The 21949-nt window shown below is 65.4% G+C and carries 16 protein-coding genes and 1 pseudogene; 6 read left to right on the top strand and 11 right to left on the bottom strand.

What is annotated here, in order from left to right; genetic code table 11:
- Positions 1-206: 206 nt before the first annotated feature.
- Positions 207-1250: a glycine betaine/L-proline ABC transporter substrate-binding protein ProX gene (gene proX, locus J1C47_RS03585; RefSeq protein ID WP_207349348.1), complete on the top strand. Its 1044-nt coding sequence runs from the start codon at positions 207-209 to the stop codon at positions 1248-1250.
- Between the two features lie 244 nt (positions 1251-1494).
- On the opposite strand, the gene pyk is transcribed toward proX, so the two are convergent.
- The 3 genes from pyk to J1C47_RS03570 all read right to left on the bottom strand — a co-directional run bounded on the left by pyk (position 1495) and on the right by J1C47_RS03570 (position 4497).
- Positions 1495-2931 carry a pyruvate kinase gene (pyk, locus tag J1C47_RS03580; RefSeq protein ID WP_207349347.1) on the bottom strand — a complete coding sequence of 479 codons (1437 nt, stop codon included), beginning with the start codon at positions 2929-2931 and terminating at the stop codon, positions 1495-1497.
- The gene (locus J1C47_RS03575) at positions 2928-3401 is read right to left on the bottom strand and encodes a DUF1036 domain-containing protein (RefSeq protein WP_207349346.1); all 474 of its coding nucleotides are present in this window, start codon (positions 3399-3401) and stop codon (positions 2928-2930) included. Before J1C47_RS03575 ends, pyk begins: the two co-directional genes overlap by 4 nt.
- 100 nt (positions 3402-3501) lie before the next feature.
- Entirely contained in the window at positions 3502-4497 is a 996-nt protein-coding gene (locus J1C47_RS03570; RefSeq protein ID WP_342591925.1) for a DMT family transporter, read from the bottom strand.
- Positions 4498-4886: 389 nt separating this feature from the next.
- On the opposite strand from J1C47_RS03570, the gene J1C47_RS03565 reads away from it, so the two are divergent.
- The 3 genes and pseudogenes from J1C47_RS03565 (at position 4887) to J1C47_RS03555 (ending at position 5860) form a co-directional block, all read left to right on the top strand.
- Positions 4887-5198 (top strand): DUF1244 domain-containing protein, encoded by a 312-nt coding sequence (locus J1C47_RS03565; RefSeq protein ID WP_207349345.1) that lies wholly within the window; start codon positions 4887-4889, stop codon positions 5196-5198.
- A 175-nt stretch (positions 5199-5373) separates the two neighbouring features.
- Positions 5374-5508: pseudogene (locus tag J1C47_RS03560) on the top strand (DUF2312 domain-containing protein); the annotation flags it as partial.
- A gap of 88 nt (positions 5509-5596) precedes the next feature.
- Complete coding sequence (locus tag J1C47_RS03555; protein WP_207349344.1) at positions 5597-5860, top strand: DUF2312 domain-containing protein; 264 nt, start codon at positions 5597-5599, stop codon at positions 5858-5860.
- A gap of 8 nt (positions 5861-5868) precedes the next feature.
- On the opposite strand, the gene J1C47_RS03550 is transcribed toward J1C47_RS03555, so the two are convergent.
- The 4 genes from J1C47_RS03550 to J1C47_RS03535 form a co-directional block, all read right to left on the bottom strand.
- Positions 5869-6615, bottom strand: a complete 747-nt coding sequence (locus J1C47_RS03550) for a hypothetical protein (protein WP_207349343.1) — start codon at positions 6613-6615, stop codon at positions 5869-5871.
- Positions 6616-6668: 53 nt separating this feature from the next.
- On the bottom strand, positions 6669-10076 hold the full coding sequence (locus J1C47_RS03545) for a VPA1269 family protein (RefSeq protein WP_207349342.1): 3408 nt from the start codon (positions 10074-10076) through the stop codon (positions 6669-6671).
- A complete protein-coding gene (locus tag J1C47_RS03540) occupies positions 10066-11583 on the bottom strand; it encodes a site-specific integrase (RefSeq protein WP_207349341.1) in 1518 nt (505 codons plus the stop codon). The genes J1C47_RS03545 and J1C47_RS03540 overlap by 11 nt, the downstream gene beginning before the upstream one ends.
- A gap of 642 nt (positions 11584-12225) precedes the next feature.
- The gene (locus tag J1C47_RS03535) at positions 12226-12573 is read right to left on the bottom strand and encodes a DUF5615 family PIN-like protein (protein WP_207349340.1); all 348 of its coding nucleotides are present in this window, start codon (positions 12571-12573) and stop codon (positions 12226-12228) included.
- Positions 12574-12972: 399 nt separating this feature from the next.
- Here J1C47_RS03535 and J1C47_RS03530 point away from each other — a divergent pair, with 399 nt between their 5' ends.
- Entirely contained in the window at positions 12973-13473 is a 501-nt protein-coding gene (locus J1C47_RS03530; RefSeq protein WP_207349339.1) for a hypothetical protein, read from the top strand.
- A 91-nt stretch (positions 13474-13564) separates the two neighbouring features.
- Positions 13565-15505, top strand: a complete 1941-nt coding sequence (locus J1C47_RS03525) for an AAA family ATPase (protein ID WP_207349338.1) — start codon at positions 13565-13567, stop codon at positions 15503-15505.
- Positions 15506-15873: 368 nt separating this feature from the next.
- On the opposite strand, the gene J1C47_RS03520 is transcribed toward J1C47_RS03525, so the two are convergent.
- The 4 genes from J1C47_RS03520 to J1C47_RS03505 all read right to left on the bottom strand — a co-directional run bounded on the left by J1C47_RS03520 (position 15874) and on the right by J1C47_RS03505 (position 21756).
- A complete protein-coding gene (locus J1C47_RS03520) occupies positions 15874-17673 on the bottom strand; it encodes a helicase HerA domain-containing protein (protein WP_207349337.1) in 1800 nt (599 codons plus the stop codon).
- Positions 17654-18871 (bottom strand): SIR2 family protein, encoded by a 1218-nt coding sequence (locus J1C47_RS03515; protein WP_207349336.1) that lies wholly within the window; start codon positions 18869-18871, stop codon positions 17654-17656. The genes J1C47_RS03520 and J1C47_RS03515 overlap by 20 nt, the downstream gene beginning before the upstream one ends.
- Positions 18872-19873: 1002 nt before the next feature.
- Positions 19874-20242 carry a response regulator gene (locus J1C47_RS03510; RefSeq protein ID WP_207349335.1) on the bottom strand — a complete coding sequence of 123 codons (369 nt, stop codon included), beginning with the start codon at positions 20240-20242 and terminating at the stop codon, positions 19874-19876.
- Complete coding sequence (locus tag J1C47_RS03505; RefSeq protein ID WP_207349334.1) at positions 20242-21756, bottom strand: sensor histidine kinase; 1515 nt, start codon at positions 21754-21756, stop codon at positions 20242-20244. Before J1C47_RS03505 ends, J1C47_RS03510 begins: the two co-directional genes overlap by 1 nt.
- Positions 21757-21949 lie beyond the last annotated feature (193 nt).

Genomic DNA, 21949 nt, shown 5'->3' with positions numbered 1-21949 from the left:
AGCCTTCCGCCGCCGAACGACTTCCGGACAAGGCGCGCGCCGCGCGCCGGCCGGATCCAGATGCGTATGGGCCGGGAGCCGGCTGCCCGTCTCCCGAGACCTCTGCGTCTTCGCCGCGGTCCGGCCTGCGCCGGCCCGCATCTTCCGGCGTGCGGCCCCCTGCCGCGTGCCGCAGTTTGCAATCAAGATCAGACAGGAGATCGAGCATGACCAAACCGATCCGCAAAAGCGCACTGAAGGCGCTCGCCGCCTCGGCCGGCATCGCCGCGATTCTCGCCACCGGGACCGCCTTCGCCGCGGACCAGCCGGGTGACGGCGTCACCGTCGTGCCGCTGAAGTCCTCGCTCGCCGGCGAAACCTTCCAGACCATGCTGGTGATGAAGGCGCTCGAAGAGCTCGGCTACGACGTCCAGCCGATCAAGGAGCTGGAATATGCGACCGCCTACGTGGCGCTCGCCAACGGCGACGGCACGTTCATGGCCGACAGCTGGGATCCGCTGCATGCGGACTTCTTCAAGGAGGCCGGCGGCAAGGACAAGATCTATCGCCAGGGCGTGTTCTCCGACAACGCGCTGCAGGGCTACCTGATCGACAAGAAGACCGCCGAGGCCCACGACATCACCAATCTCGGCCAGCTCAAGGATCCGAAGATCGCCAAGCTGTTCGACACCAACGGCGACGGCAAGGCGGATCTCGCGGGCTGCACCCCCGGCTGGGGCTGCGAGAAGGTCATCGAGTATCAGCTCGACGCCTTCGACCTGCGCGACACGGTGACCCACAACCAGGGTTCCTATTCGGCGATCATCGCCGACACGATCGCGCGCCACAAGGAAGGCAAGCCGATCCTCTACTACACCTGGACGCCCTACTGGGTCTCCGGCGTGCTGGTTCCCGGCAAGGACGTGACCTGGCTCAACGTCCCGCATTCGGCGCTGCCCGGCTCGCGCAAGGACGTCGACACCTCGCTGCCGGACGGCTCGAACTACGGGTTCCAGGTCAACCAGCAGAAGATCGCCGCCAACAAGGACTTCACCGACAGCAATCCGGCCGCGGCCAAGCTGTTCGCGGTGATGAAGGTTCCGGCCAACGACATCAGCGCCGAGAACCTTCTGATCCAGAAGGGCGAGGATTCCGAGGAGGCCATCGAGCGCCACGCCGATGCCTGGATCAAGGGCCATCAGGACCGCTGGAACGAGTGGCTGAAGGAAGCCCGCGACGCCGCCGACGGCGACAGCGCCGCGGCGAACTGAGCGCCGCACACGGCGCTGCAGCGAAGCGACATGCAGCGGGCGGCCCTCGGGCCGCCCGTTTTTCGTCTGCAACGGCCATCGGGCGTTGCGGCGTGGGAAAGTTCGCGTCTTGGACTGCCGCAGCGGCTCGAACCGAGCTGCGGATCAAAGGTCGGCCGCCGAGATCGCGCCCGAAGACGCGTCATGGAGACGCTCCGGGTGACGCCGGAAGGCGCGCCACCCGTTGCGGTCCCCGGATCGGCCGCTACACCGCCGAAAGCCCGTCCGAGCCGATATAGGCGATGCGCAGCATGTTGGTCGCGCCAGGGGTTCTCAGCGGCACGCCGGCGGTGATGATCACCCGGTCGCCGGCCTTGGCATAGGCCTGCTCGACGGCGATCCGGCAGGCCCGGTTCACCATGTCGTCGAGATCCTGCGCGTCCTCGGTGACGACGCAGTGCAGCCCCCAGACGAGCGACAGCCGGCGCGCCGTCGCCAGCACCGGCGACAGGGCGATGATCGCGATCTGCGGCCGCTCGCGCGCCTGCCTGAGGCCGGTGGTGCCGGTCGCCGTATAGGTGACGATGGCGGCGACGCCGAGGGTCTCGGCCATCTGCCGCGCGGCGAGCGACACGGCGTCCGCGCCGGTCGGCTGGGGCTCGGGGCGCTGGGCGAAGATGATGCCCGGATAGAGCGGATCCTTCTCGACCCGCTGGGCGATGCGATCCATGGTCGCCACCGCCTCGATCGGATACTGGCCCGCCGCCGATTCGGCCGACAGCATGATCGCGTCGGCACCCTCGAACACCGCGATCGAGACGTCCGAGACCTCGGCTCTGGTCGGCACCGGCGCCGTGATCATCGATTCCAGCATCTGGGTGGCGACGACCACCGGCTTGCCGGCCTTGCGGGCGGCGCGGGTGATGCGCTTCTGGATGCCGGGCACCGCCTCGAGCGGCAGTTCGACGCCGAGGTCGCCGCGCGCCACCATGATCGCGTCGGAGAGCTCGATGATCTCGTCGAGCCGGTCGACCGCCTGCGGCTTCTCGATCTTCGACAAGAGGAACGCCCGGCCGCGGGCGATCTTGCGCGCTTCGGCGAGATCGTCCGGCCGCTGGATGAAGGACAGCGCCACCCAGTCGACCTCGGCGGCCAGCACCGCGTCGAGATCGGCCCGGTCCTTCTCGGTCAGGGCGCCGGTGGCAAGCGTCGTGTCGGGAAGCGAGACGCCCTTGCGGTCGGAGATCTTGTCGCCGGCGACCACCTTGCACTCGATGCGCTTGGAATCGGTCGCCACGCATTCGAGCTGCAGCCGGCCGTCGTCGATGAGCAGCCGGTGGCCGACCTCGACCGCCTCGAGGATTTCGGGATGCGGCAACTGGACGCGCGTCGCATCGCCCGGCGTCGGATCGTCGTCGAGGGTGAAGGTCTGGCCGATCGACAGCGCCACCTTGCCCTCGGCGAACTTGCCGACGCGCAGCTTCGGCCCCTGCAGGTCGGCGAGAATGCCGATCGGCCGGCCGACATCCGCCTCGACCTTGCGGATGCGGGCGACGAGGTCGCGCATCAGATCGTGGTCGGCATGGCTCATATTGATGCGGAAGACGTCCGCGCCCGCCTCGTGCAGGTGGCGGATCATCTCTTCCGACGAAGAGGCCGGTCCCAGGGTCGCGAGGATCTTGACCCGTCGGTTGCGTCTCATTGTTTCCCCGATTCGCTTCTCGGTGCCTCGGTGAGCTGCACCATCCAGCTCGCCTGCTCACCCGTGTCGTATTCCCGGAACCCCATGCGCTGATAGCCGCGCTTGAGGCAGTCCTTGCGTCCGGTGATCTTGAATTCGTTCTCCGCGATGCAGAGGTTGATCGGCCCGGCCCAGCGGCTGCGCCCGTCGGCATCCTCGGCATAGAGATAGTAGTAGCGCGAGGAGAGCGGCCCCTCGATGATCGACTTGCAGGTCGTCGCCGGGATACGCCACCAGCCTTCGGTCGTCCAGCCGGCTTCGGCCCGATAGGCGATGGCAACGCCGACCAGGGACTGGGTGCCGTTGCAGACCCGGAAGTCGGCCCGCGCCGCGCCGGCCGTCAGCGGCGCGCCGAGAAGGAAGGCGGCGCCGGCGAGCGATGCAAGGCGAAGCGACTTCGGGAGCGCCGAGAACACGCCTTCGAGCGTCATATTCGATGTCCTGAAAATTGAACCGTACCTCAGGTCTGCAGTGTTTCGCGTTGCATCATGCCCTGTCAACGACCGGAGGGCCGCCCCGCGCCTTCGACTATCATGCTTCGACGACGCCGGTGCGGCGCGGCGGCCGCGCCAGGAAGATGCCGAGAAGGATGATCAGGCCGCCGGCGATCTGGGTGGGCTGCGGCGTCTCGGCGGCGAAGATCCAGGCGAAGGCCGCTGCCGCCACCGCCTCGACGAAGATCACCAGCGAGGAGAACGAGGCCGACAGCACCCCCAGCGCGACCGCCAGCAGCCCCTGCCCGCCGGCGTGGCTGACGAGACCGAGGGCGGCGAGGCTCGCCAATCCCGTGCCGGTCGCGGGAAGCAGTCCCTCGCCGGCGATCATCGCCAGCGGCAGCATCACGAGAACGGTGACGAGGCTCGTCGCCAGCGTCGTCGCGCCGGCCCCGAGCGCCGCGCGCGCCCGGCGCACCGCGAGGAAGTAGAGGCCGAAGAACAGCGAGGTGAGCAGTCCGAAGCCGTCTCCGAGCATCGAGCCGGCGCCGGTCCGCGACTGGAAGATCAGGAGCGCGGCGCCGGGAATGCAGACGCCGAGACCGAGCCAGGTGCGCCGGCCGACCGCCTCGCCGATCGTCACCCGGGCCAGCAGCGCCACCCAGAGCGGCGCGAGGCAGGCGAAGAAGGTGGCGTTGGCGATCGTCGTGTTGAGGATCGCGAGATGCCAGAAGGCGAGATCGCCGGCAAAGAACAGCCCGGCAAGCCCCACCGCCTTCCAGTCGGCGCCTGTCGGCCGGGGCGCGGCGGCGGGACGCCGCCGCCATTCGATCGCCGTCCAGGCGAGAAGCAGCGGCAGCGCGCCGAAGACCCGCCAGAAGGCGCTGGCGAAGGGGCCGACCTCGGCATTGCGGACGAAGACCGGCGAAATGCCCATCGCCGCGGCGCCGAGGAGCAGGAGCGCCAGCGCCGCCCCCGCCGTCATCGCGGCCGGGCCGGGTGCGGCCGACGGCACGCCGGCGACGGCGCGGCCCTTGCCGAGTGGCAGCCCCGGCAGGTCGCGCGGGGGCTCGCTGAGGATCTGGCTCGACACGGGGTCCACGTCCTTGCGGGAAAACGCTGTTTTGCCGTCATAGGACGGTTCGGCCGAGAGAGCAAAGCAACGGTTTCGAACGATGCGAATCTCGTCTCCGGACCATGATCGCGAAAAGCGGGAACCGGTTTTCCGGAACGGATCATGCGGACGAGAAGACGGGGGCAGGACGACGAGCGAGGCTCGTCGCATCGCACATCACGGCCCTGCCCCGCGACCCTGCCCTGATGCCCTGCCCCGCGGCGCGCTTGGCCCATCCGCCCCCGCCGGCCCAGATCTCGAAGGCCCGCATTTCGAAGGCGCGTATCGCCGGCAGGTGGCCTGCGCTTGATGCGACGCCGCCGAGGGTCGATATGCCATGCGACCGGGACAGACCAGGAGCGACACCGATGACAGATCTATCCGACGCCGATCGCACCGCCCTCGAGGCCGCCGCCTTCCGGCGTCTGCGCGACCATCTGCGCGAGCGCACCGACGTGCAGAACATCGACCTGATGAATCTCGCCGGCTTCTGCCGCAACTGCCTTTCCAACTGGTACCGGGAGGCGGCCGAGGCGAAGGGAATCGCCCTCGGCAAGGACGAATCGCGCGAGCTCATCTACGGCATGCCCTACGAAGAGTGGCGGCGGCAGTATCAGAGCGAGGCGAGCCCCGAGGCGGCGGCCGCCTTCGCCGCCAAGCCGCCGGCCGGGCGGCACTGAGGCGCACCGGAGAGGTCTCACGTTTCCGCCCGTCCTCGCAATCCACAAGGGGCCCGGCCGGAACGGCGGGGCTTTAGCCTCTCGTCACCCCGGCCCGCCATGGTAACGAAAGCGTTAGGAAAGCCCGCTAAAGGCTTTGCACCCGACAACCTGAAACCAACACGGAGTGCCGAACATGGCGGATGTCGACGGCGTCGCACAGGATCAGCTCCGCTCCTTCGTCGAGCGGATCGAGCGCCTCGAGGAAGAGAAGAAGACGATCTCGGACGACATCAAGGACGTCTATGCCGAGGCGAAGGGCAACGGCTTCTAGGCCCCCTCAAAGAACCGATTCTGAACAGTTTAATCAATCACTTGGACGGAAATCAAAAAGCCCGTCGCTGGAAGTAGGCCGCACCATGTCACAGACCTCAGAAAACGTCGCGGAAAGCAGTGTTGCGTCCGACGAATTGCGCTCATTCATCGAGCGCATCGAACGCCTCGAAGAGGAAAAGAAAACGATCTCCGACGATATCAAGGACGTGTATGGGGAGGCAAAATCCCGGGGTTACGACGCCAAGGTGTTGCGCAAGGTGGTCTCGATCCGGAAGCAGGACGCCAACGAGCGGGCCGAGATGGACGCGATCCTCGACGTCTACCTCCAGGCGCTGGGCATGGTCTGAGCCGCCGCTCAGCCATCCCGTCCATCGTCCTCGGCGAGTGCGAGCAAGAGTTCAAACTCGCGCTTGCGGATCAGTTCGGTCTCGGGCGGGTCTGCCATCATCAAGCGTTGGGACGCATACACGAGACCAAACTCACGCATCTCCAGCGGGTCTCGCAGGCGGGCGATCAGTTGTCTCAAGCACACTCGATCGGTCGGGCCCAAGACGGACCGCGGTGCCGGAGCCGCGCCCGCACGGCCGACACCGTCGACCAATGCATCGACGTCGATCGCCGGCATCGTCCTTAACGATGCGCGAAGGAGGTTCAGCTTTCGCTTCGCCTCCAATCCTTCCTCAATCCGCTCCCGGATGGCCATCTGGTTCTCGAAAGACAGCGACTCAAGGCTACGCTCGAAGCTGGCCTTCCGAGATCGCGGACGCTGCGGTTCGCGGAAAGCGAGCTCCTCCGCAAACCGCGCGCTGACGTAACTACGCAGATCTTCGTCTTGGCGGATAAACGCGGCGGTCGGCCCCGTCCATCTCTTGGGCTCCGGCGTCTCCCTGTTTCGCAACCGAACATACGCCTCAATGAGGGCGGGATGCAGGCGCAAGGGCCTGCCGCCGAACTGCACCGCGCGGCTTGGGTCGAGCCGCTTAGCCAGCTTGGCAGCCTCCCCCGACAGGATGTCGTCGCAAGCCGTCTTCAGCCGCTCCAATGTGCCGAGTCGCACGTCCGGTCTCGGCGTCCTGCGCGCCTCCTCGACAAGGCGGGCCATGATTTCGTCCGCCGGGGATACTGTTTTCCCGGCCACAGTATTTCGGCGGCCACTCACGACACGAACCTTTCCGAGCCATCGGTGCGCGACGGTCGTCCTTCGAGTATCTCGCCGATCCGGGCGATCTGGTCGTCGCTCGCCCTTCCCTCGAGAAGCCCGTCGATCTGCCCAATCTCGGCGCCCTGACCGAACAGGAACTCCCCGAGTATGTCGAGCAGCTTGATCTCCCTGTCCAGTCCGGCACCGGCCATCATTCCGCGCATTCCGGCGGAGTCCGCAATCCTGCGAAGTCCTGCGGCCAGCATCGCCTCTGTTCCAGGGGGAACGTCGATTGCAGCGGCGGTCACGATCCTCGCGTCCGACAGGATCCGATGCGCGAGCTCCAACTCGTGCATCTCCTCAAGGCGAACCTCTATCTCGGCCAACGAAGCCTCCGATCCCGCCACGACGAGCGTTCGCGCGTCGGCGCCATCACGTGGCTCCTGCAAGATGGACATGCATTTTGCGATGAGCTCGCTCTCCGCCTGCATCTCGGCAAGGATGGCTGCGCGGAACTCCACGTTCTTCCGGGTTGCGCTCCGTAGATGAGCGACCGGCTTGCCTTCGTCCTCAAGCTCGCGGATCTGACGGTTTATCTCGCGGTCGCGGTTGCCGGAGATCTTGTGCTCCATCGATAAGGCATTGTAGCGGGCGATCAGACCGCTGAGGAACCGGGGTCCTGAGAGACGGAAGCGGCATCCTGAACCGCATGCTCGGGGCCGCCACACGGGCCCGTACTTCTTGGCCGAAAGGCGCTTCCCTCCTGTCTCGCACGATCCGCCAACGCAGATCCCGTGAGCAAAGAAGTCCAGGAAGCCGACTTGGCTGCTGGAGTACTGCATAACGCGGTCGGCATCGATGCAGTCGTCCTCGCGGACGTGTACGGCCTCGGCTACCAGCTCGGCGAGAGCCCCCGGCTCACTGCGCGCGGCTCGCTCGACCACGTCCTTCCGGGCCTCGATGAGACGCATCATGGCTCCGTGCACGTGCTTGGACGACACGGCGCGGTACCGCAAGGTCATGCCGAGCGAGGCATGGCCAAGCACCTGCTGGACGGTCTCAAGGTTCTCTCCCCTCTCGAGCATCTCGGTGGTCGCCGTCACCCTCATCGAGTGCATGTCGAAGATCGCCAAGCCCTTCTCGTCGAGCAGGGGGTAGTGATACCCGAGGTGCTGGTCCACCAACGGCTGGCAATGCTTCATGAGCACCCGCCAGTACGACATCACCGTGCTCGAAGAGGGCGGGTAGATCCGCCTCGTATCGGGAAGGCGGAACAGGGGATAGGTCGGGCGTTTCCTCGCCAACGCCAATCTCTCCATTCCCGTCTGGGGATCCTTCGGGACGATTGGTGACCGCATCGGGTTGTACCGTCGCTGGAGGTCGATGAGCTCAGCTACGGCTGCGGGGAGGTGCGGAGCGATGAACTGGATCTCGTGATCGTCCCGGATCTTGTCCGTGTTGTAAAACATCCCGAGCGTCGCCTGCTCGATGCCATGCCCCAGCTTATACAGTCGAAGGAACCCTTCCCGCCTGCCGCGAGTGGCAAGGGGCGACGGGTTTCTGATTTCGCGAAGCGTGTCGATGTCGACGAGGAACTCGTCACCCTCCCCGCTATCGAGCCACCGAACGCTCGACTGCCGGGCCGGTGAGTGCAAGATGATGTCCACGATGAGAGGCACCACCGGCCAGAAGACGCCCTCAACCTTGGTCGCGCCTTCCTCGACCACACGGAAATGATGTCGTCCCGCTTTGTCGCTTCGTGCCAGGGCGTATCCGTCCCTGCGGTTCTCCACCGCGATGATGGAAAGTACGTTCAAGTCCATTGCCGGGCGTGGCGTACGGGTCCGGCTCGGCGGAGTCTTGCCCGTGTCCATCTTGGCGTCGAAAGGACAGGAGTGAAGTCCGGAGAATCCATCCCGCTTGGCGATGCGGTTCCACAGGTTGGCCAGCAACGAGATCACGCGCCCATGAACGTTCTCGCCGAACTCCGCCCGATTCTTCGTAAGAAAGCCGACGAATGTCGACGGCGAGGGGCTCCGTGCGCCGTCATTGACGTGCAGGGTCCGGACAACCTCAGACATGTCGCGCGGCGCCTCGGATTCGGACAGGGTCAGGAGATAGACCAGCCACGCGTTGCAGGTGGTCACCGGGATGTCGAGAGATTCTACCCTGAGCAAGGGAAGCGCTTCCCGCAGGTAGATCGCCCAGTCCCGTACGTGCGGTGGAATGGAGGTGACCTCTCCCCCAAGGCAGGCAACGGCTTTCTTAGTGTTGCAGGGGGTTGGGTTGAGGCACCAGTCGAAAATGTCGACGCCCGACTTGGCGATCCTGCGGCCAGTGGTGAAGACCGCGTGGAGGGGCGTCGCCGCGAAGTCTATGTCGAAGTGCCTCGCTGCGAGTTCGTAGACCCTGTTCATGCCGCTGGACATGGCATCTGCCGACGATCCATACATCATCATCCAACCCTTCATCGCGGCGAGGCAGCTTGGCGCGAACCGCGGCTCGCACCACGCGTTGCTCGCGAACGTCGTGTAGAGGAACGCTCTGGCCGCGGCCTCGCTTGACGTCCTTCGGCCGGAGGCAGAGAGGCTGATGACCCGTCCGGCGAGTTCGTGGGCATGCTTCGGTACGGCATGCAGGACGCAGAATGGCCAGAGGCTCATGGGATATCCCGCGCGAAGGTGCTTCGCGAAGCCAATCGGCCAGACCCACATCCCACGTGAAACCAGGTAGTGAGAAAACCAAATCGGCGCGTAGGCGATTCGGTCCTTACCTTGCGCCGTCTCGAGCGTCGTCGGTTTAGCAGTCGCAAGTAGCGACGCCTCGGTCGCTTCTGCCAGCGCCTCCAGCATGTCGGCTGGCTCGCAATGAGCGCCGAAGATGTCATAGATCGTTGAAGTCGCCATCCGAGTGTACCCCCTGGTCTTTAGAACCAATTCGAGGTCGCCGTTGTTTTGGGTGATCGTCCGAATAACCCTGCGCTGATCCACCTTCGACAGACCGCTAATAATGCTCGACAGACTTCCCTGCGCGTTTCGAAGACTTTGACGATTCCGCCCAAGCGCCGTTCGTCCGCCAACCGCTCCTATGTCCACCAGCGCTTCGACCACGGCCTGCTCCTTGAGGAAGGCAAACCGAGGCGGATTTCGGTTGATCTTCCTGAAGCCGAACGGTTCGTCCCGATCGAAACCATCGACGAAACCTAGATTTCCCCACCGATCGGTGATCTCGCCGTTCGTCATCGACCAAAGCTCGCCCAGCAAGTCCAGCGCAGATGCCTCAAACTCGCCCCACAGGCGGAGCAGTTCCAAGCGGCTGGGCATGCGGAGGATGACAACCGTATCGTTCAAGAGATTGGCATAGACGCCCGGTTCGTCATCTGTGGAGGCCACATTGCGCTCGTTCCTGAACTCAAGCTGCATAGAATGCACCGAAAAGCCTGGAGAGGGTCTCGTGAAGGTTGAGCGCCCGCCTGCCGTATTCCTCCTGTGATACGATGGAGGCATGGTGCATCATGATCTGGATGTCATGGTCGCTGAGCCCAAGCTCGTGCTTAGCCCTGGCCTTGTAGAAGTGCCGCAGCCAGTGGACAGACGGAATGCTGCGTCCCACGGTGAGGCCGACCCGGTCGACCGCGCGCCGGAAGGCCGCCTCGACGTTCTTGATCCGCAACGGGTCGCCGCGGGTTTCCGGATCGACGCCATTGACGAAGAGGTAGGGGTGGCGGAGGCCGGCGCCCGACATTAGACGGATGTCGCGGATGCGGCCGACCAGTCGCTCGAACTGCTTCGCCCGATCTGGATCGATCCAGTAGACGAAGCCATCGCCGTTGCGCCCTTCGTAGGGGACTAGGCCCTTCCAACCCGCGTAGAGGCCATCCTTCTTCGGAAGAAGGGGCCTCGCGACGAGGCCGTACTTTCGTTCGAGGACCGTTCTGCGGGTTGGACCGGAACGGGCGCTGGCGGACGGGTTGTCAATATAGCGGGAGTTCGTCGGATGAGCGAGGAGGACAAGGGGAGTCCCTGTCATGTCGCTGCTGCCGAAGAACTTGCTCATGTGACCCGGCATGACGTCAGCGTTCCAAACGTTCAGGCCTTCGGCGACACGGATGCCCCCAAACGCCAGCAGGAGCCACAGCGCGCGGAAAACCAAATTGGGTTCCTCGTCCACGAGCTCGTCGACCTGTACGCGCTTGAGGTCGCCCTTAGTCGAGTGTCCGCTCGGGCGGAGTGGAGATTTGAAATGCGAGGGAAACGCCGGATCGGGGGCGGCCAACTCCTTGAAGCGAGCTCTGAACGGCTCGAGGTGGGAGAGCCAGTCGTCGAGAGCCTCATGCCTGCGCCGTCTCGGGAAGTCGAAGTCGGCCGACCTGGAAAGCTGCTCGCCCAACCAGGACATCGGCCCCTCGATGCTTCGAGAGAAGCTGGCGAACTCGCGCACCGCATTGAAGTCCTGACGCGCCACGTCAAGGCAGACTGGGCGCCAGAGGGGAAGCGCCTGGGCCTCCACCTCCCTCGCCTGCTCCATCCCCAGCCGACAGGCAAGAAAATTGTGGACGAGGAGGTCGGCTTCGACCGCGTCCCAGAGTCCCCACCCCGCAACCTTGACGCTGTATTCGTAAAGAAGGCCGAGAGCCGACGCCTTCTGGCGCAGGTCCTTGCGGCCCATGCCGTCGAGTTTCCAGAGCCACTCAAGAACCTCGCGCACGAGGATAGCCTCACCATCCACGCCGCGGATGAAGAGCAACGGTATGGTCCGCTCTAGCCGGACAACGACCTGCCGACCGTTGACAAGGACGCGGTCGGGACGGTGAACCCTGACGTCCGCCACGATATGGGTCCCATAGTCCGGATGGCAGTTCAGCGGATTGCCCTCGGCGGCAGTTTGAATTTCCCCCCCGCCGAGATCCCCGTTGTCAGTGTCGGGCATCGTCCCCCCTTATCTGCGCCGCCCGTCCGACTGGACGGAAGCTTGCACGCAAAGCGTGCCGATCGTGCAGATTAAAGACTATCAAGCAGGAGACGATCCACTGCTCAGGAGTTGCTCACCTCGACCATTCTTGACGGAACGAAACCATTGAAAATCAGAGGATCCATGGCATCTGGCAAGGATTCGTTCGATTGCGAATCCTCAGTCTCGCAAGTCCCAAAGGGTCAAGGGCGCGAGTGCTAGATTTCGCAATATAAAACTCCTGATAGCGCCCTGATAGCAGTCGTTCGGGAGCAAATGAACCACCCGCCTCGAGGATGCTTTGCGCACCAGCAAGGGCAAGTACGGGCCTCGCACGGATCGAGGACGCGCCCGCCCGGCCCCCCTCCTGCTGGAACGCTGACACCTATGTGCTGGAGTTTAAGAGATGGGTTGGCCACAGTCGGCAAAGCATACCTGCGGACGGACCTGCGTCGGGACAGTCGTAACAGCGAGGTGAAAGCGTCAGCTTGATCATCCCCATGAGGCCGTCCCCGCACTGTTATAACCATTTTGTCAAAGTGGTTATAACAGTGCGGGACGGTTCCTACGAAGTGACTCAGGACAACCCGACAGGCCGGGGACCTTCAGCCCACCAGACACCTACTTCGAAACGTCCAGCGGCTCGCACTCCTTGAGGAAGTCCCTGCGGTTGGTCGTCGCGAAGATGTAGTCGTTCTCGATCGCGAACCGCGTCAGGTTCCAGTCCTGCAATCGCGCCTTGCCGATGTGCGGCCCGAAGTCAGCGTCAAGGTCGCGTGCCTTCGCGACCGCGACGAGCTGCGCGCTGAGGCACTCGTCGTTGAAGTAACTGTCCATCCGGTCTTCAACGTCCGGCCATCTCGGGCGGGTTCCCAACCTCGGCGAACCTCTCGGGAACGTCGCCATGAAGCGCTCGATCGACGGCGGCTTGTCCTTCTTCCAGCGGGTCGGGAACAGGGTCTCGGACATGCGGTCCAGAAAAAGGGCGGTGCTGCGGCCGTAGCGCAGCTTCGCTAGTTATGGTGACTGCCTGAGCGAAGGGGTAAGCAGTACCATGAATTCCGGCTAAAGGCTGTTGACCCGACTTTCCTTCATCTCTAATTGTTGAAGCATGAACAATAGCGCGCTTCTTTCTCGTACGTCTCAGCGTCCCCGGCGCTGCATTGCGGCGCGTCAACTTCGCATAGCCATACGCTGATCTCCCGAACCCGTATTGAAAGGTCCGCGAGCGCCTCTTCGGCCGCCGGCAATGGGATAAGTGTATTCATGCTTCGTCACCCAAACGTCGGTAGGCGCCAGGGGTCGCCGAAGGTCCGACCGGATTTTCTTTCCGACCACGCGTTCAAGTTCGTTCATACAGCGAAGTCGGTGGATCTGGCGGCCTTCCCCAACGATGCAAAGCGCAATACTGAGGCCCTGCTCGACACCGAGACCTCAGCCTTTCCCCGGCAGTGCGAGGACGGGACATCCCAACTCGACCTCCAAGTCGCCCGCGAGGTCGGCACCGAGGTTGTAACTGTCGTAGACGCCGACATGCCGCCGTTGGCCACCTGGATCGACGGGGCCAGCGCCGAGGGACACATTCTGCAGGTGACCGATTCCACCAACTTCGCGGCGGTCCATCCTGACAACGCCCGGGAGCTTCTGCGCTACGCCCGCTGGCGTCCGACGCTGGGCGACAGGGTCCGGCTGCTCGCCTTCCTCGACCAGGAGGGCTCGCTGTCCCTCGCCGACTGCATGACGGCGATCCGTTCCGGGCGGGACCCGATAGGCACGATCGCGGCGCTCGCGCTGCGGCGCTTCGTCGAGATCGAGCTCGACGAGGCGCCCATTGGCCCCGAGACCCGGGTCTCCCGCTTCCGGACCTGACCATCGCCCTCATCGACGCCGTCGCCTACGACACGGCCGCCCATCGCCGTGGCCGAAGGATCGCGTCCGCTTTCCGTTGAGGAATCCCCGCATGACCGACAATGCTCGCTCGAACTCTCCTTCCCGCCGACCGGACATCCCGAACCGCCGAACCCGCACCACCGACCTCTCGAGCTTCATCACCAGGGCGCTGATGCTGCGCGCCCTCCGATCGGCGGGAATGCAGCACATGCTCTTCGGCGCGCCCGGCGCGGTGATGGTCATTCCGTCCTCGGATGAGGATGCAGAGGAGTTCGCCAAGTGCGCGCGCCGAATGCTCCGGGGGTCGCCGGACCAATCTCTGGACCTGAAGCTTCAGGTCTACAACGCGACGGGCGGCACAAGCATGGAACGGGCCGCCGTTGAGGGGATCACGGCATATCCTCAGGTGGTCGTGGTGGCGCGCAAAGCCTCTATGTCGCTGCGCGCACTGGCAGCAGGCGCCGACGCGACCCTGTGGCTACCCTCGCCAGACGCCGACCTTGTCGGCACGGCACTGAGAATGGTCCGCAGTAGGAGCCCCGGCAGGCTCGACCTTGAGATGGTCGCGACGCTGCCGATCACCCTGATGGCGTCGTCCTTCCGAGGACGCAGCGTCGAGCAGGGCGTGGCACGAGCCCGGCGGCTGTCCGCAGCAAGGGCGCAGGGCCGGGCTCCCGTAGGCGACGGTCCCTCGTTGGACGACCTCCATGGCCTTGGCGATGCCGCGGCGTGGGGCCGCGCGCTGGCAGCGGACCTCGCCGAATACCGGGCAGGCCGCCTCCCGTGGACGTACGTCGACCGCGGTGTCCTTGTCGCGGGTCCGACGGGCACCGGGAAGACCACGTTTGCCCGTGCGCTGGCGAAGAGCTGCGGGGTGCCGATCCATGTCCACTCGATCGCGCGCTGGCAGTCGGCCGGTCATCTTGGCGATATGCTGCGAGCGATGCGGAAGGCATTCGAGGAGGCGCGTTCTTCCGCCCCGTGCATCCTGTTCCTCGACGAGATCGACTCCGTCGGGAACAGGGACGAGCGGTCAGACCAGAACCGGAACTACACACGGCAGGTGGTGAACGGCCTACTCGAGTGCCTCGACGGGGCAGAGGAGCGCGAGGGAGTGGTGGTCGTTGGGGCGACGAACCTGCCCCATGTCATCGACCCCGCCGTCCTGCGCCCCGGTCGCCTCGACAGGCGTATCGACATCCCGCTCCCCGACGAGCGCGCCCGTCAGGGAATCCTGCGCCATCATCTCCGAAACGACCTTGCGGCCACCGACCTGGCACCCTTCGCGGAACGCCTGGAAGGCAGATCCGGAGCCGACATCGAGCGTGCCGTCCGCGACACCCGCCGCCGGGCTCGAAGCGAGCGCAGGGCGATGGCGGAGGCCGACCTCGCGGCCTCGCTGCCCCCGGTCGAACGGCTATCCGACGCGGCCTTCCGGCGGGCCTGCGTGCACGAGGCGGGGCACTGGATCGTCGGCCACGCTCTCGAGCCGGAGTCCGGCATCGCTCCCGCGCTGGCCCGCGTCGCGCGGCACGTCGCCGAGGGGCGCGGCGGCTTCACGAACTTTGATCGGATTCCCGGGGCCGACCGCACGCGTGCGTCCCATCTCGCCGAGATCGCGGTCTGCCTCGCGGGAGCCGCCGCGGAGCTCGAGGTCCTTGGCGACCGCGGCAACGGGGCGGGCGGAAGGGAAGGAAGCGACCTGCAGATGGCGACGGCCATCGCGGTGGGGCTCGAGTGCTCGCATGGGCTCGGGAGCAGCCTCCTCTACAGGGCGCCCGCTGATGACAGGGCCGTCCGGGCGCTGCTGCTCCGCGATCCAGCCCTCGCCGGGGCGGTGCAGGAGACCCTAGCCTCCTGCCTGGAGCGGGCGCGGACCATCGTGCGCGAGCGGCGCACAGAAGTGGTGGAGGCTGCACGAATCCTTGGCCTGCGGGGCCGTCTCCAAAGGAAGGCGGAAGACTCAAACCAAGGATACGACCAATCCCCAAAATCTGAAGCTTCTGGATGAAAGTCCTGTCCCGCATGGGCGTCCATAGACGCCGCCCTCCAGCTCCAGAACATGATCGGGGTCGGTTCCAACAAGACGGCCTAGCTCCTGCTACCCTAGCTGCGCCGCGCCATGGTCGACCCGGAGCGCACGCCGCTTGAGGGCGAGGTCAACGAGATCTCCTTTCCGTAACGCGAGGACCAATCCCGCGACGGGCGGCCAAGGCAAGAGCACGGTGGGCAAGGTGTGCGTGATCGGCGCCGTCGAGCATCGCTTGGGCCGCACCTCCGGCCGTGTCCGACTGGCGCGGATCCGGGGATGGTCGACTAGCGCGATAGCACGGGCGTACCGGCCGCGGGAGGTCGCGCAATGGTGCCGTGCCCCTCGCATTAGGCAGCGGGCCGTGGTGGCCGCCCCCGTCGGCGTACAGCGGGTGATTCCGCCTTCGCTGCTGCCGCCCTCGACGGCGCTGCTGCTTTTGGCCTCGGCGGAGCCTCGAGCCGTATCCAGGTCCCGCCGACGCCGTCGGAAAGGTCGGGTCGGCGCTTCGGAGGAGTGACCTGCACGGGTAACGGCATCAGGGCACCCGACCCGATGATCAGCGCCTCTCCCTCCCGCAGGGTCGGGAGGAACGCCGCCATCGAGGCGTCTATCGCGCCGCTCGCGTTCACGATGACGCCCTGATCGCGCTCGTTGATCAGGCGGTGGACGATCATGAGCCCGACCTGGCTAAGCACGTCCTCCGGGATGTCGCGGGGCCTTTGGGTCGCCATGACCGTTGTCAGGCCGTACTTCCGGCCCTCCTTCGCGATCAGACCGAAGGCGTCGAGACTGACGCGGTTGAACTCGTCACCGATGGTCTTGGAGAGGAACTGATGCGCCTCGTCGAGGACTACGACCATGGGCCGCAGCTTGAACTGGCCGTCTCGGGCCTTCGCGAGAAGGTGGCGGCCGAGCGCATTCACCACCAACTCGCGCGCGGACTGCTCGAACGGCAAGTACTGCATGGAAACCCGCAGGATGCTGATTTCCCCTCCGAGGAACGCGTCGATTTCCTCGGTCACGTCCGACATGTAATCCTCGGGCGCGAACAGCGGCTTGAGATGGTCGGACTTGACGGCGCTCTCCACGCGCATGCAGAGCGAGGTGCAACTGCTGGCAGAGAATTCGTGCATGCCGCCCCAATGCAGGACGTCGCCGCCGCTAGGCGAAACGCACTCGAAGTAAATCTGTAACGCAAGCTGCCCGATGTCGTAGGGGGCTCCCGCCTTGCGTAACTCGGCGTCCCTTTCCAGCAGCTTCTGGTTGATAGGCTTCTTCCTCTGCATTGCCTTGTGCAGGCACCCATCCTTCCCGAGTTCGGGATGGAGGTGGAGCAGCTTTAGGCTCAGCACGGCGTCACGCAGCTTCGGCGCCTGAACGCCCTGGCTCGGTTGCAGCAGGGCGAAGAGGTCTGTCTCATTCAGGTGACGGTGCGGGAAGGACACAAAGCGACGCGTATCGTCCTCTCCCTCGCGCCGTCCCCCGAGATGCAAGTGCGTCGCCCCCTCCAGCGAATGGTACTCGCCCGTCGGGTCGATCAGCAGGACCTTTCCGCCCAGGCGCGCGATCTCCTCGACGAGGTGGGCGGTTGTCCAGCTCTTGCCGCCGCCCGTTGATCCAAGGATGGCGCAGTGGCGGCCGAACACCGCCATCGCCGACATCACGATCTCGCTGTCCTGCGAGCCAGTGAGGTGCCCGATCCGGACGGAGGAGCCCATCCTGTCGATGGCGCTGTCGATCGCGTGCCGGAGGAACTCGGGATGCGCGAGGTAGACGAACTCCCCCACGCGCGGCGCGCTCGGTATGCCGCGGGATGAGTGGCCGGAAACGAGGTCGACCGATCCTAGGAGGCGTACGACGCCGATGGGATTCGCCGCGTCGCCGCGGTCCTCGCGTTCCGGCTCGACGCTCAGCCGGTCGCGGTCGGGTAGCCGGATCTCTACCATCCGGCCGAGCACCGCCGACGTCTGGCCCTCGATGACGACGAACTCCCCGACTTGACCGCGATCGATAGCGTGCCCGGCGTAGCGGGCCGACGCGATCTCCGTGCCGAACGGAAGATTCAGACGCACGTCCAGCGGGGACACCGCCGTGACGGTGCCGAGGTAACGGGCTCTGTCAAACGGGCTAACGGCGATCTTGGGCATTTGTCGTGATGTTCCGCATGCGGTCGTAGTGGCGCTCGACCTCGGTCTGGGAGACGATGTCGGGGATGAGGGGCACGATGTCCTCGAAGGTTCCCTCGACCAGCGCAAGGCGCCCGTCCCCGTCGTCGACCAGCTTCGCGAAGCTCTCGAGGTAGGGACTGAAGAGTGGGCCGTCCGCGCACCTAGCCTCGATGACCGGGTCCACGACTACGAGGTTGAAGGACAGGTTGGAGCGCACGGCCGCCATGACGGGCTCGGCGATGTGCTTGTCGTTGAAGCCGAACCCGATGACGACGAGCGTCGTTGCGGGCACACGCAGCGACGCCTGAAAGGCGGCCATGATGTCCACGTAGGGCTGGCTGAACGCCATCTCGTACTTGGTCGACCGCGGATAGACGAGGAGCGGCTTACGCGTACCCTCGCGCTTGACGACGCGGCCGGACGCCTCGTCCAGTTCCCAGTCGATCGACCCATGGAGCTTCAGGAGGTGGAAGAGGTTTTCTACGTAGTCGGTCCGCTCCTCGGTGTCGCGGCGTACCACGTCGTAGTTGAATTGGTCGGGATTGAACCGCGGCTCGGATCCGAACGCGAACCCGTCCACCACGATAAATCCCTCGCGACCGGCGGCCACCTCGAAACAGCGGTCGTAGTTCGTCGTGAAGATCCGGACACGCGCCTTGCGGGACGGCCGCCGCGCGATCCGACGCAGGAAGTTGGCGTGCGTCCCGAGCGATACGTCCGCGGCGAGGAAGTCGACGGCGTCGAGTATGACCTCCTCCGCGACCGCCAGCAGCCTCTCCTGGAGCACGCGCACGCGCTCCGGGACGAGTTCCGTCGAGAGCTTGGCACGGGACAGGATGTGCTCGAGGTTGCCTTCCTCCTCGTCCACGTTCGCCGAGGCGGTGAAGGCGGACCAGCGGTCGCGTCCGCCAGGCAGCGGGTCGGCGGCGTCGAGCCGGACGAACTCCGCCCTGACCCGCTCGAGCAACTGCCACATCGTCGGCGCGAGCCTGTCGCCGCCACGCCTGACGCAGAGCGAAGTGCCAAGCCCGGAGAGGATGACAAGGTTCGCGGAGCGCACTGCCTGCGACAAGTGGCGCGCGGCTTCCTGAGCGCCGATGCCGCCGGCCTCGCCGTCCTCCCCGACTCCGTCGACCTCGGCCCATTGGCGGGATGTCCGGCTCGTCCTGATTCGCAATCGATCGTCCTCCGTCGGAAGAGCGAAGCAATAGGTGGCGGCCGATGCAAGCCAGAATTCGGTGCCATGGCAAGAGGACGACTTCCTTCCGTCAAAGGATTCGACAACCGGCGAGTCCGATGGCTTCCCAGCGGAGATTTGGGTCGAGAGACGTAGATCGGCCAGCCGCAGATAGTCGGATCGGAGACCGGGCGGATACCAGGACGGGACGCGACGCGACGCGACGCGTGGACCGCGGCCAACTCGGGTGGAAAGTCTCGATTACGCTCTTGGCCCGGACGACGACGGGCCGACGTCAACAAAGGCGATCGCGGCGCTTGCGCTCGGCAAGCTTGTACGGCGGCATCTGGCTCGATCCCGTGGTTGGCATACTCGGGTCGGTCCCCGTCCCTAGTTACCTGAGTCGAACGAGGTCTGCGACGCCGTTCGTACTCCTGCGCCCGGGAACCTGTTGGACGGAAGTCCGGCCTTCGCGGCGATCGCGGCCACCCCGCTTTCGTCCTGGCTAGTCGTGCCGATGCCGGCGGAAGCGGCTCCAAGCGCATCGGAGGTCACTGTGGCGTCTTCCGAGCGCGCCAGCATCTCGCCCGCCAGTTCTCGCAACTGCAAGAGATGGCGCTCAGCGCCCGCCCCCGCGAACTAAGCCTCGAACAGCTTATTGCCGTGTTCAGGCTGACCATGCGCATCGAGAACTCGAGATCTCGCATCGTCGTGGCATGTGTACCGACGCAGGCAACCGAGGCCTCGATCGCTCCCTTTAGCGCGCGGTTCCTCGCGTGCTCCTCCGCCGCCGCCTTCCCGAAGGCTCGTGACAAGGCGGCCGACGACCTCCACGAGGGAACAAATCGCTCAGGCGTCTTCGCTCTGCGTGAAGAGTCGGAACGTCGCAGCCGCGTCGTCGAGAGTCGCTCGCAGTCGGGAGCCGACCACTGCCGTGTCCTGCACGAGGTCGTCGCGGGCCGCGTCGAGCTGCAGATGAGATGCGGTGACCTCCCCGGACGGCTACGCGAACGCCGCCTTCAACGCGCTCAGCACCTCCCGTTCCGAATAGGGCTTGCCGACGAAGCCGATCGGCTCCCACTGCATTGCCCGGGCACGCGTCTTCTCGTCGAGATTGCCGCTGACGAACAACGAAGGGATGTTCCAGCCTTCCCGAAGACGACCTGCCGTCTCCACGCCGTTGGTTCCCCTCGCAAGATTGACGTCCATGATCGCCGCGTCGATCAGGCTGCCATGTCGCTCCGCGAAAGCGATGGCCTGGTGCATGTCGACGGCATTCCCGACCACCGAATACCCCGCCTCGACGAGGACGTCTTCCAGGTCCATCGCCAGCAGCATCTCGTCCTCGACGATGAGGATGGTGCAGGGCATCACGCCTCCTTCGCGAACACGACCGTCGCGTGGTATCCCTTGGCAGTGGGGCGTTCCTCGAACTCTCCGCCGAGTTGCGCCGCCATCGTCCGCACGAGGCGGGAGCCGAGCCCCGGTTTGATCGCCTGTCCGTCGAAGCCGATACCCTCGTCGGCAACGCAGAGTTCGAGCATGCCGTCCGGCAACTCCTTGAGCGTCAGCACGATCGGACCGGCGGCCCCCTCCGGGTATGCATATTTCAGGGCGTTGGTGACGAGTTCGTTGACGATCAGCGCGATCGGGATCGCCTTCTCGGTCCTGAGCCGGATCGGCTCGACATCGGTCCGGACGTGCTCCCTGAGATCCGAACTGTCGGCGAGGTCTCGGCAGAGGCCGTCGAGATAGTCCTGCATGTCGACGACGAGCGGGTCGTCGGTCCGGTAGAGGCGTTCGTGAACCGAGGTGATCGCCCGGACGCGGGAAATCGCCTGGGCGAACGCGGCCTTCGTGCCGGCGTCTTCGATGCGCCGGCTCTGCAGGCTGAGCGTGCTGACGACCAGTTGGAGGCTGTTCTTGACCCGGTGATTGACCTCCGCGAGGAGGAGGTCCTTCTGCCCCAGCAGGTTTTTCTGCAGCGAGAGAGCCTCCTCCAGGGCCTCTTCCCGCAGTTTGTCCGCAGTGACGTCCATGGCGACGCCGATCAGACGCAACTGGCCCTTCGACGTTCGGAGAACCTCGCCGCGCGACGAGAGATGCCGGATGTCGCCGTCCGGCCGGATCACGCGGTAGTCGAAGCGCAGCGACGTCCTGTCGGGGCTCGAGATCGCGGCCTCCACGATTTCCCGGACGCGCGGAAGGTCCTCCGGATGCATACGGTCAAAGAACGGCGCCGCGACGGGACCGCCTTCTCCCGGAGCGAAACCGAACATCTCGTCGATGACGGCGTTGCGCCGCCAGATGTCGGTTTCCGGCTCGTATTCCCAGGATCCCAATGAGCCCGCATGCATCGCGATCCGCAGACGCGCATCGGCCTCGCGGTCCTTCAGGACGCTCTCCGTTACGTCCATCGGAGTCTGGACGATGTAGCGGACCGCACCGTCCTCGTTCACGATCGGCGTATGGATCGGCGTCCAATAGCGCCTCTGGAAACCGCCCCCTTCTTCCGCCGGCCGGGGGATGTCGTACTGGATGACGTTCATTTCGTGCGTCTTGCCGGTGGCCAGCACGTGGCGAAGCGAGACCTCCAGCGGCCCCTGCTCCACCGCGCCGGCTTCCTCGGGGTTCTCCGGGAAGGCCTCGAGGATGTGCCGGCCGACGATGTCGGCACGAGTCCGGTCCGTCGTCTTCAGGTAGAGGTCGCTGGCGGCGACGATCACCAGCTCGGCGTCGAGGACGAGATAAGCCTGAGGGAGCCCGGCGAAGATTTTCGCGACATCCGCGGGCGGCAGCGAGTGAGGCATGTTCGTGACCAATCGGACGACGCTGGCGGAAGAGGAATTGGCTATTCGGCTACGATCTCGGACGGTCTCCGGCATCGGCCGACGACCAAGGCGGTGAAATTGGTCATTTGTTCGTGCCGGCAAGTTCGTGGATCGTCACGGACATGAGCGCAGAATGACTGATCTCGAGCGGTCAACAGGGGGCCGGACTGTCCAGTCACCACGTCGGCCGGCGATGCGATCCCGACAATTTTGCCCGCTCTGCCGAGCAAGGACATCATTGAGACCC

It is taken from the genome of Jiella sonneratiae, from assembly GCF_017353515.1.
Lineage (GTDB): Bacteria > Pseudomonadota > Alphaproteobacteria > Rhizobiales > Rhizobiaceae > Jiella > Jiella sonneratiae.
This window is presented reverse-complemented; position numbering and strand designations above follow the sequence as displayed.

Bases quoted from the DNA above. Each gene is read 5' to 3' on its own strand.
- J1C47_RS03540 (WP_207349341.1), bottom strand. From the start codon at position 11,583: ATGCCCGACACTGACAACGGGGATCTCGGCGGGGGGGAAATTCAAACT.
- J1C47_RS03535 (WP_207349340.1), bottom strand. From the start codon at position 12,573: ATGTCCGAGACCCTGTTCCCGACCCGCTGGAAGAAGGACAAGCCGCCG.
- J1C47_RS03510 (WP_207349335.1), bottom strand. From the start codon at position 20,242: ATGCCCTGCACCATCCTCATCGTCGAGGACGAGATGCTGCTGGCGATG.
- J1C47_RS03575 (WP_207349346.1), bottom strand. From the start codon at position 3,401: ATGACGCTCGAAGGCGTGTTCTCGGCGCTCCCGAAGTCGCTTCGCCTT.
- J1C47_RS03550 (WP_207349343.1), bottom strand. From the start codon at position 6,615: ATGGCCCGCCTTGTCGAGGAGGCGCGCAGGACGCCGAGACCGGACGTG.
- J1C47_RS03520 (WP_207349337.1), bottom strand. From the start codon at position 17,673: ATGCCCAAGATCGCCGTTAGCCCGTTTGACAGAGCCCGTTACCTCGGC.
- J1C47_RS03525 (WP_207349338.1), top strand. From the start codon at position 13,565: ATGACCGACAATGCTCGCTCGAACTCTCCTTCCCGCCGACCGGACATC.
- J1C47_RS03545 (WP_207349342.1), bottom strand. From the start codon at position 10,076: ATGCAGCTTGAGTTCAGGAACGAGCGCAATGTGGCCTCCACAGATGAC.
- J1C47_RS03555 (WP_207349344.1), top strand. From the start codon at position 5,597: ATGTCACAGACCTCAGAAAACGTCGCGGAAAGCAGTGTTGCGTCCGAC.
- J1C47_RS03505 (WP_207349334.1), bottom strand. From the start codon at position 21,756: ATGCCGGAGACCGTCCGAGATCGTAGCCGAATAGCCAATTCCTCTTCC.
- J1C47_RS03565 (WP_207349345.1), top strand. From the start codon at position 4,887: ATGACAGATCTATCCGACGCCGATCGCACCGCCCTCGAGGCCGCCGCC.
- proX (WP_207349348.1), top strand. From the start codon at position 207: ATGACCAAACCGATCCGCAAAAGCGCACTGAAGGCGCTCGCCGCCTCG.
- pyk (WP_207349347.1), bottom strand. From the start codon at position 2,931: ATGAGACGCAACCGACGGGTCAAGATCCTCGCGACCCTGGGACCGGCC.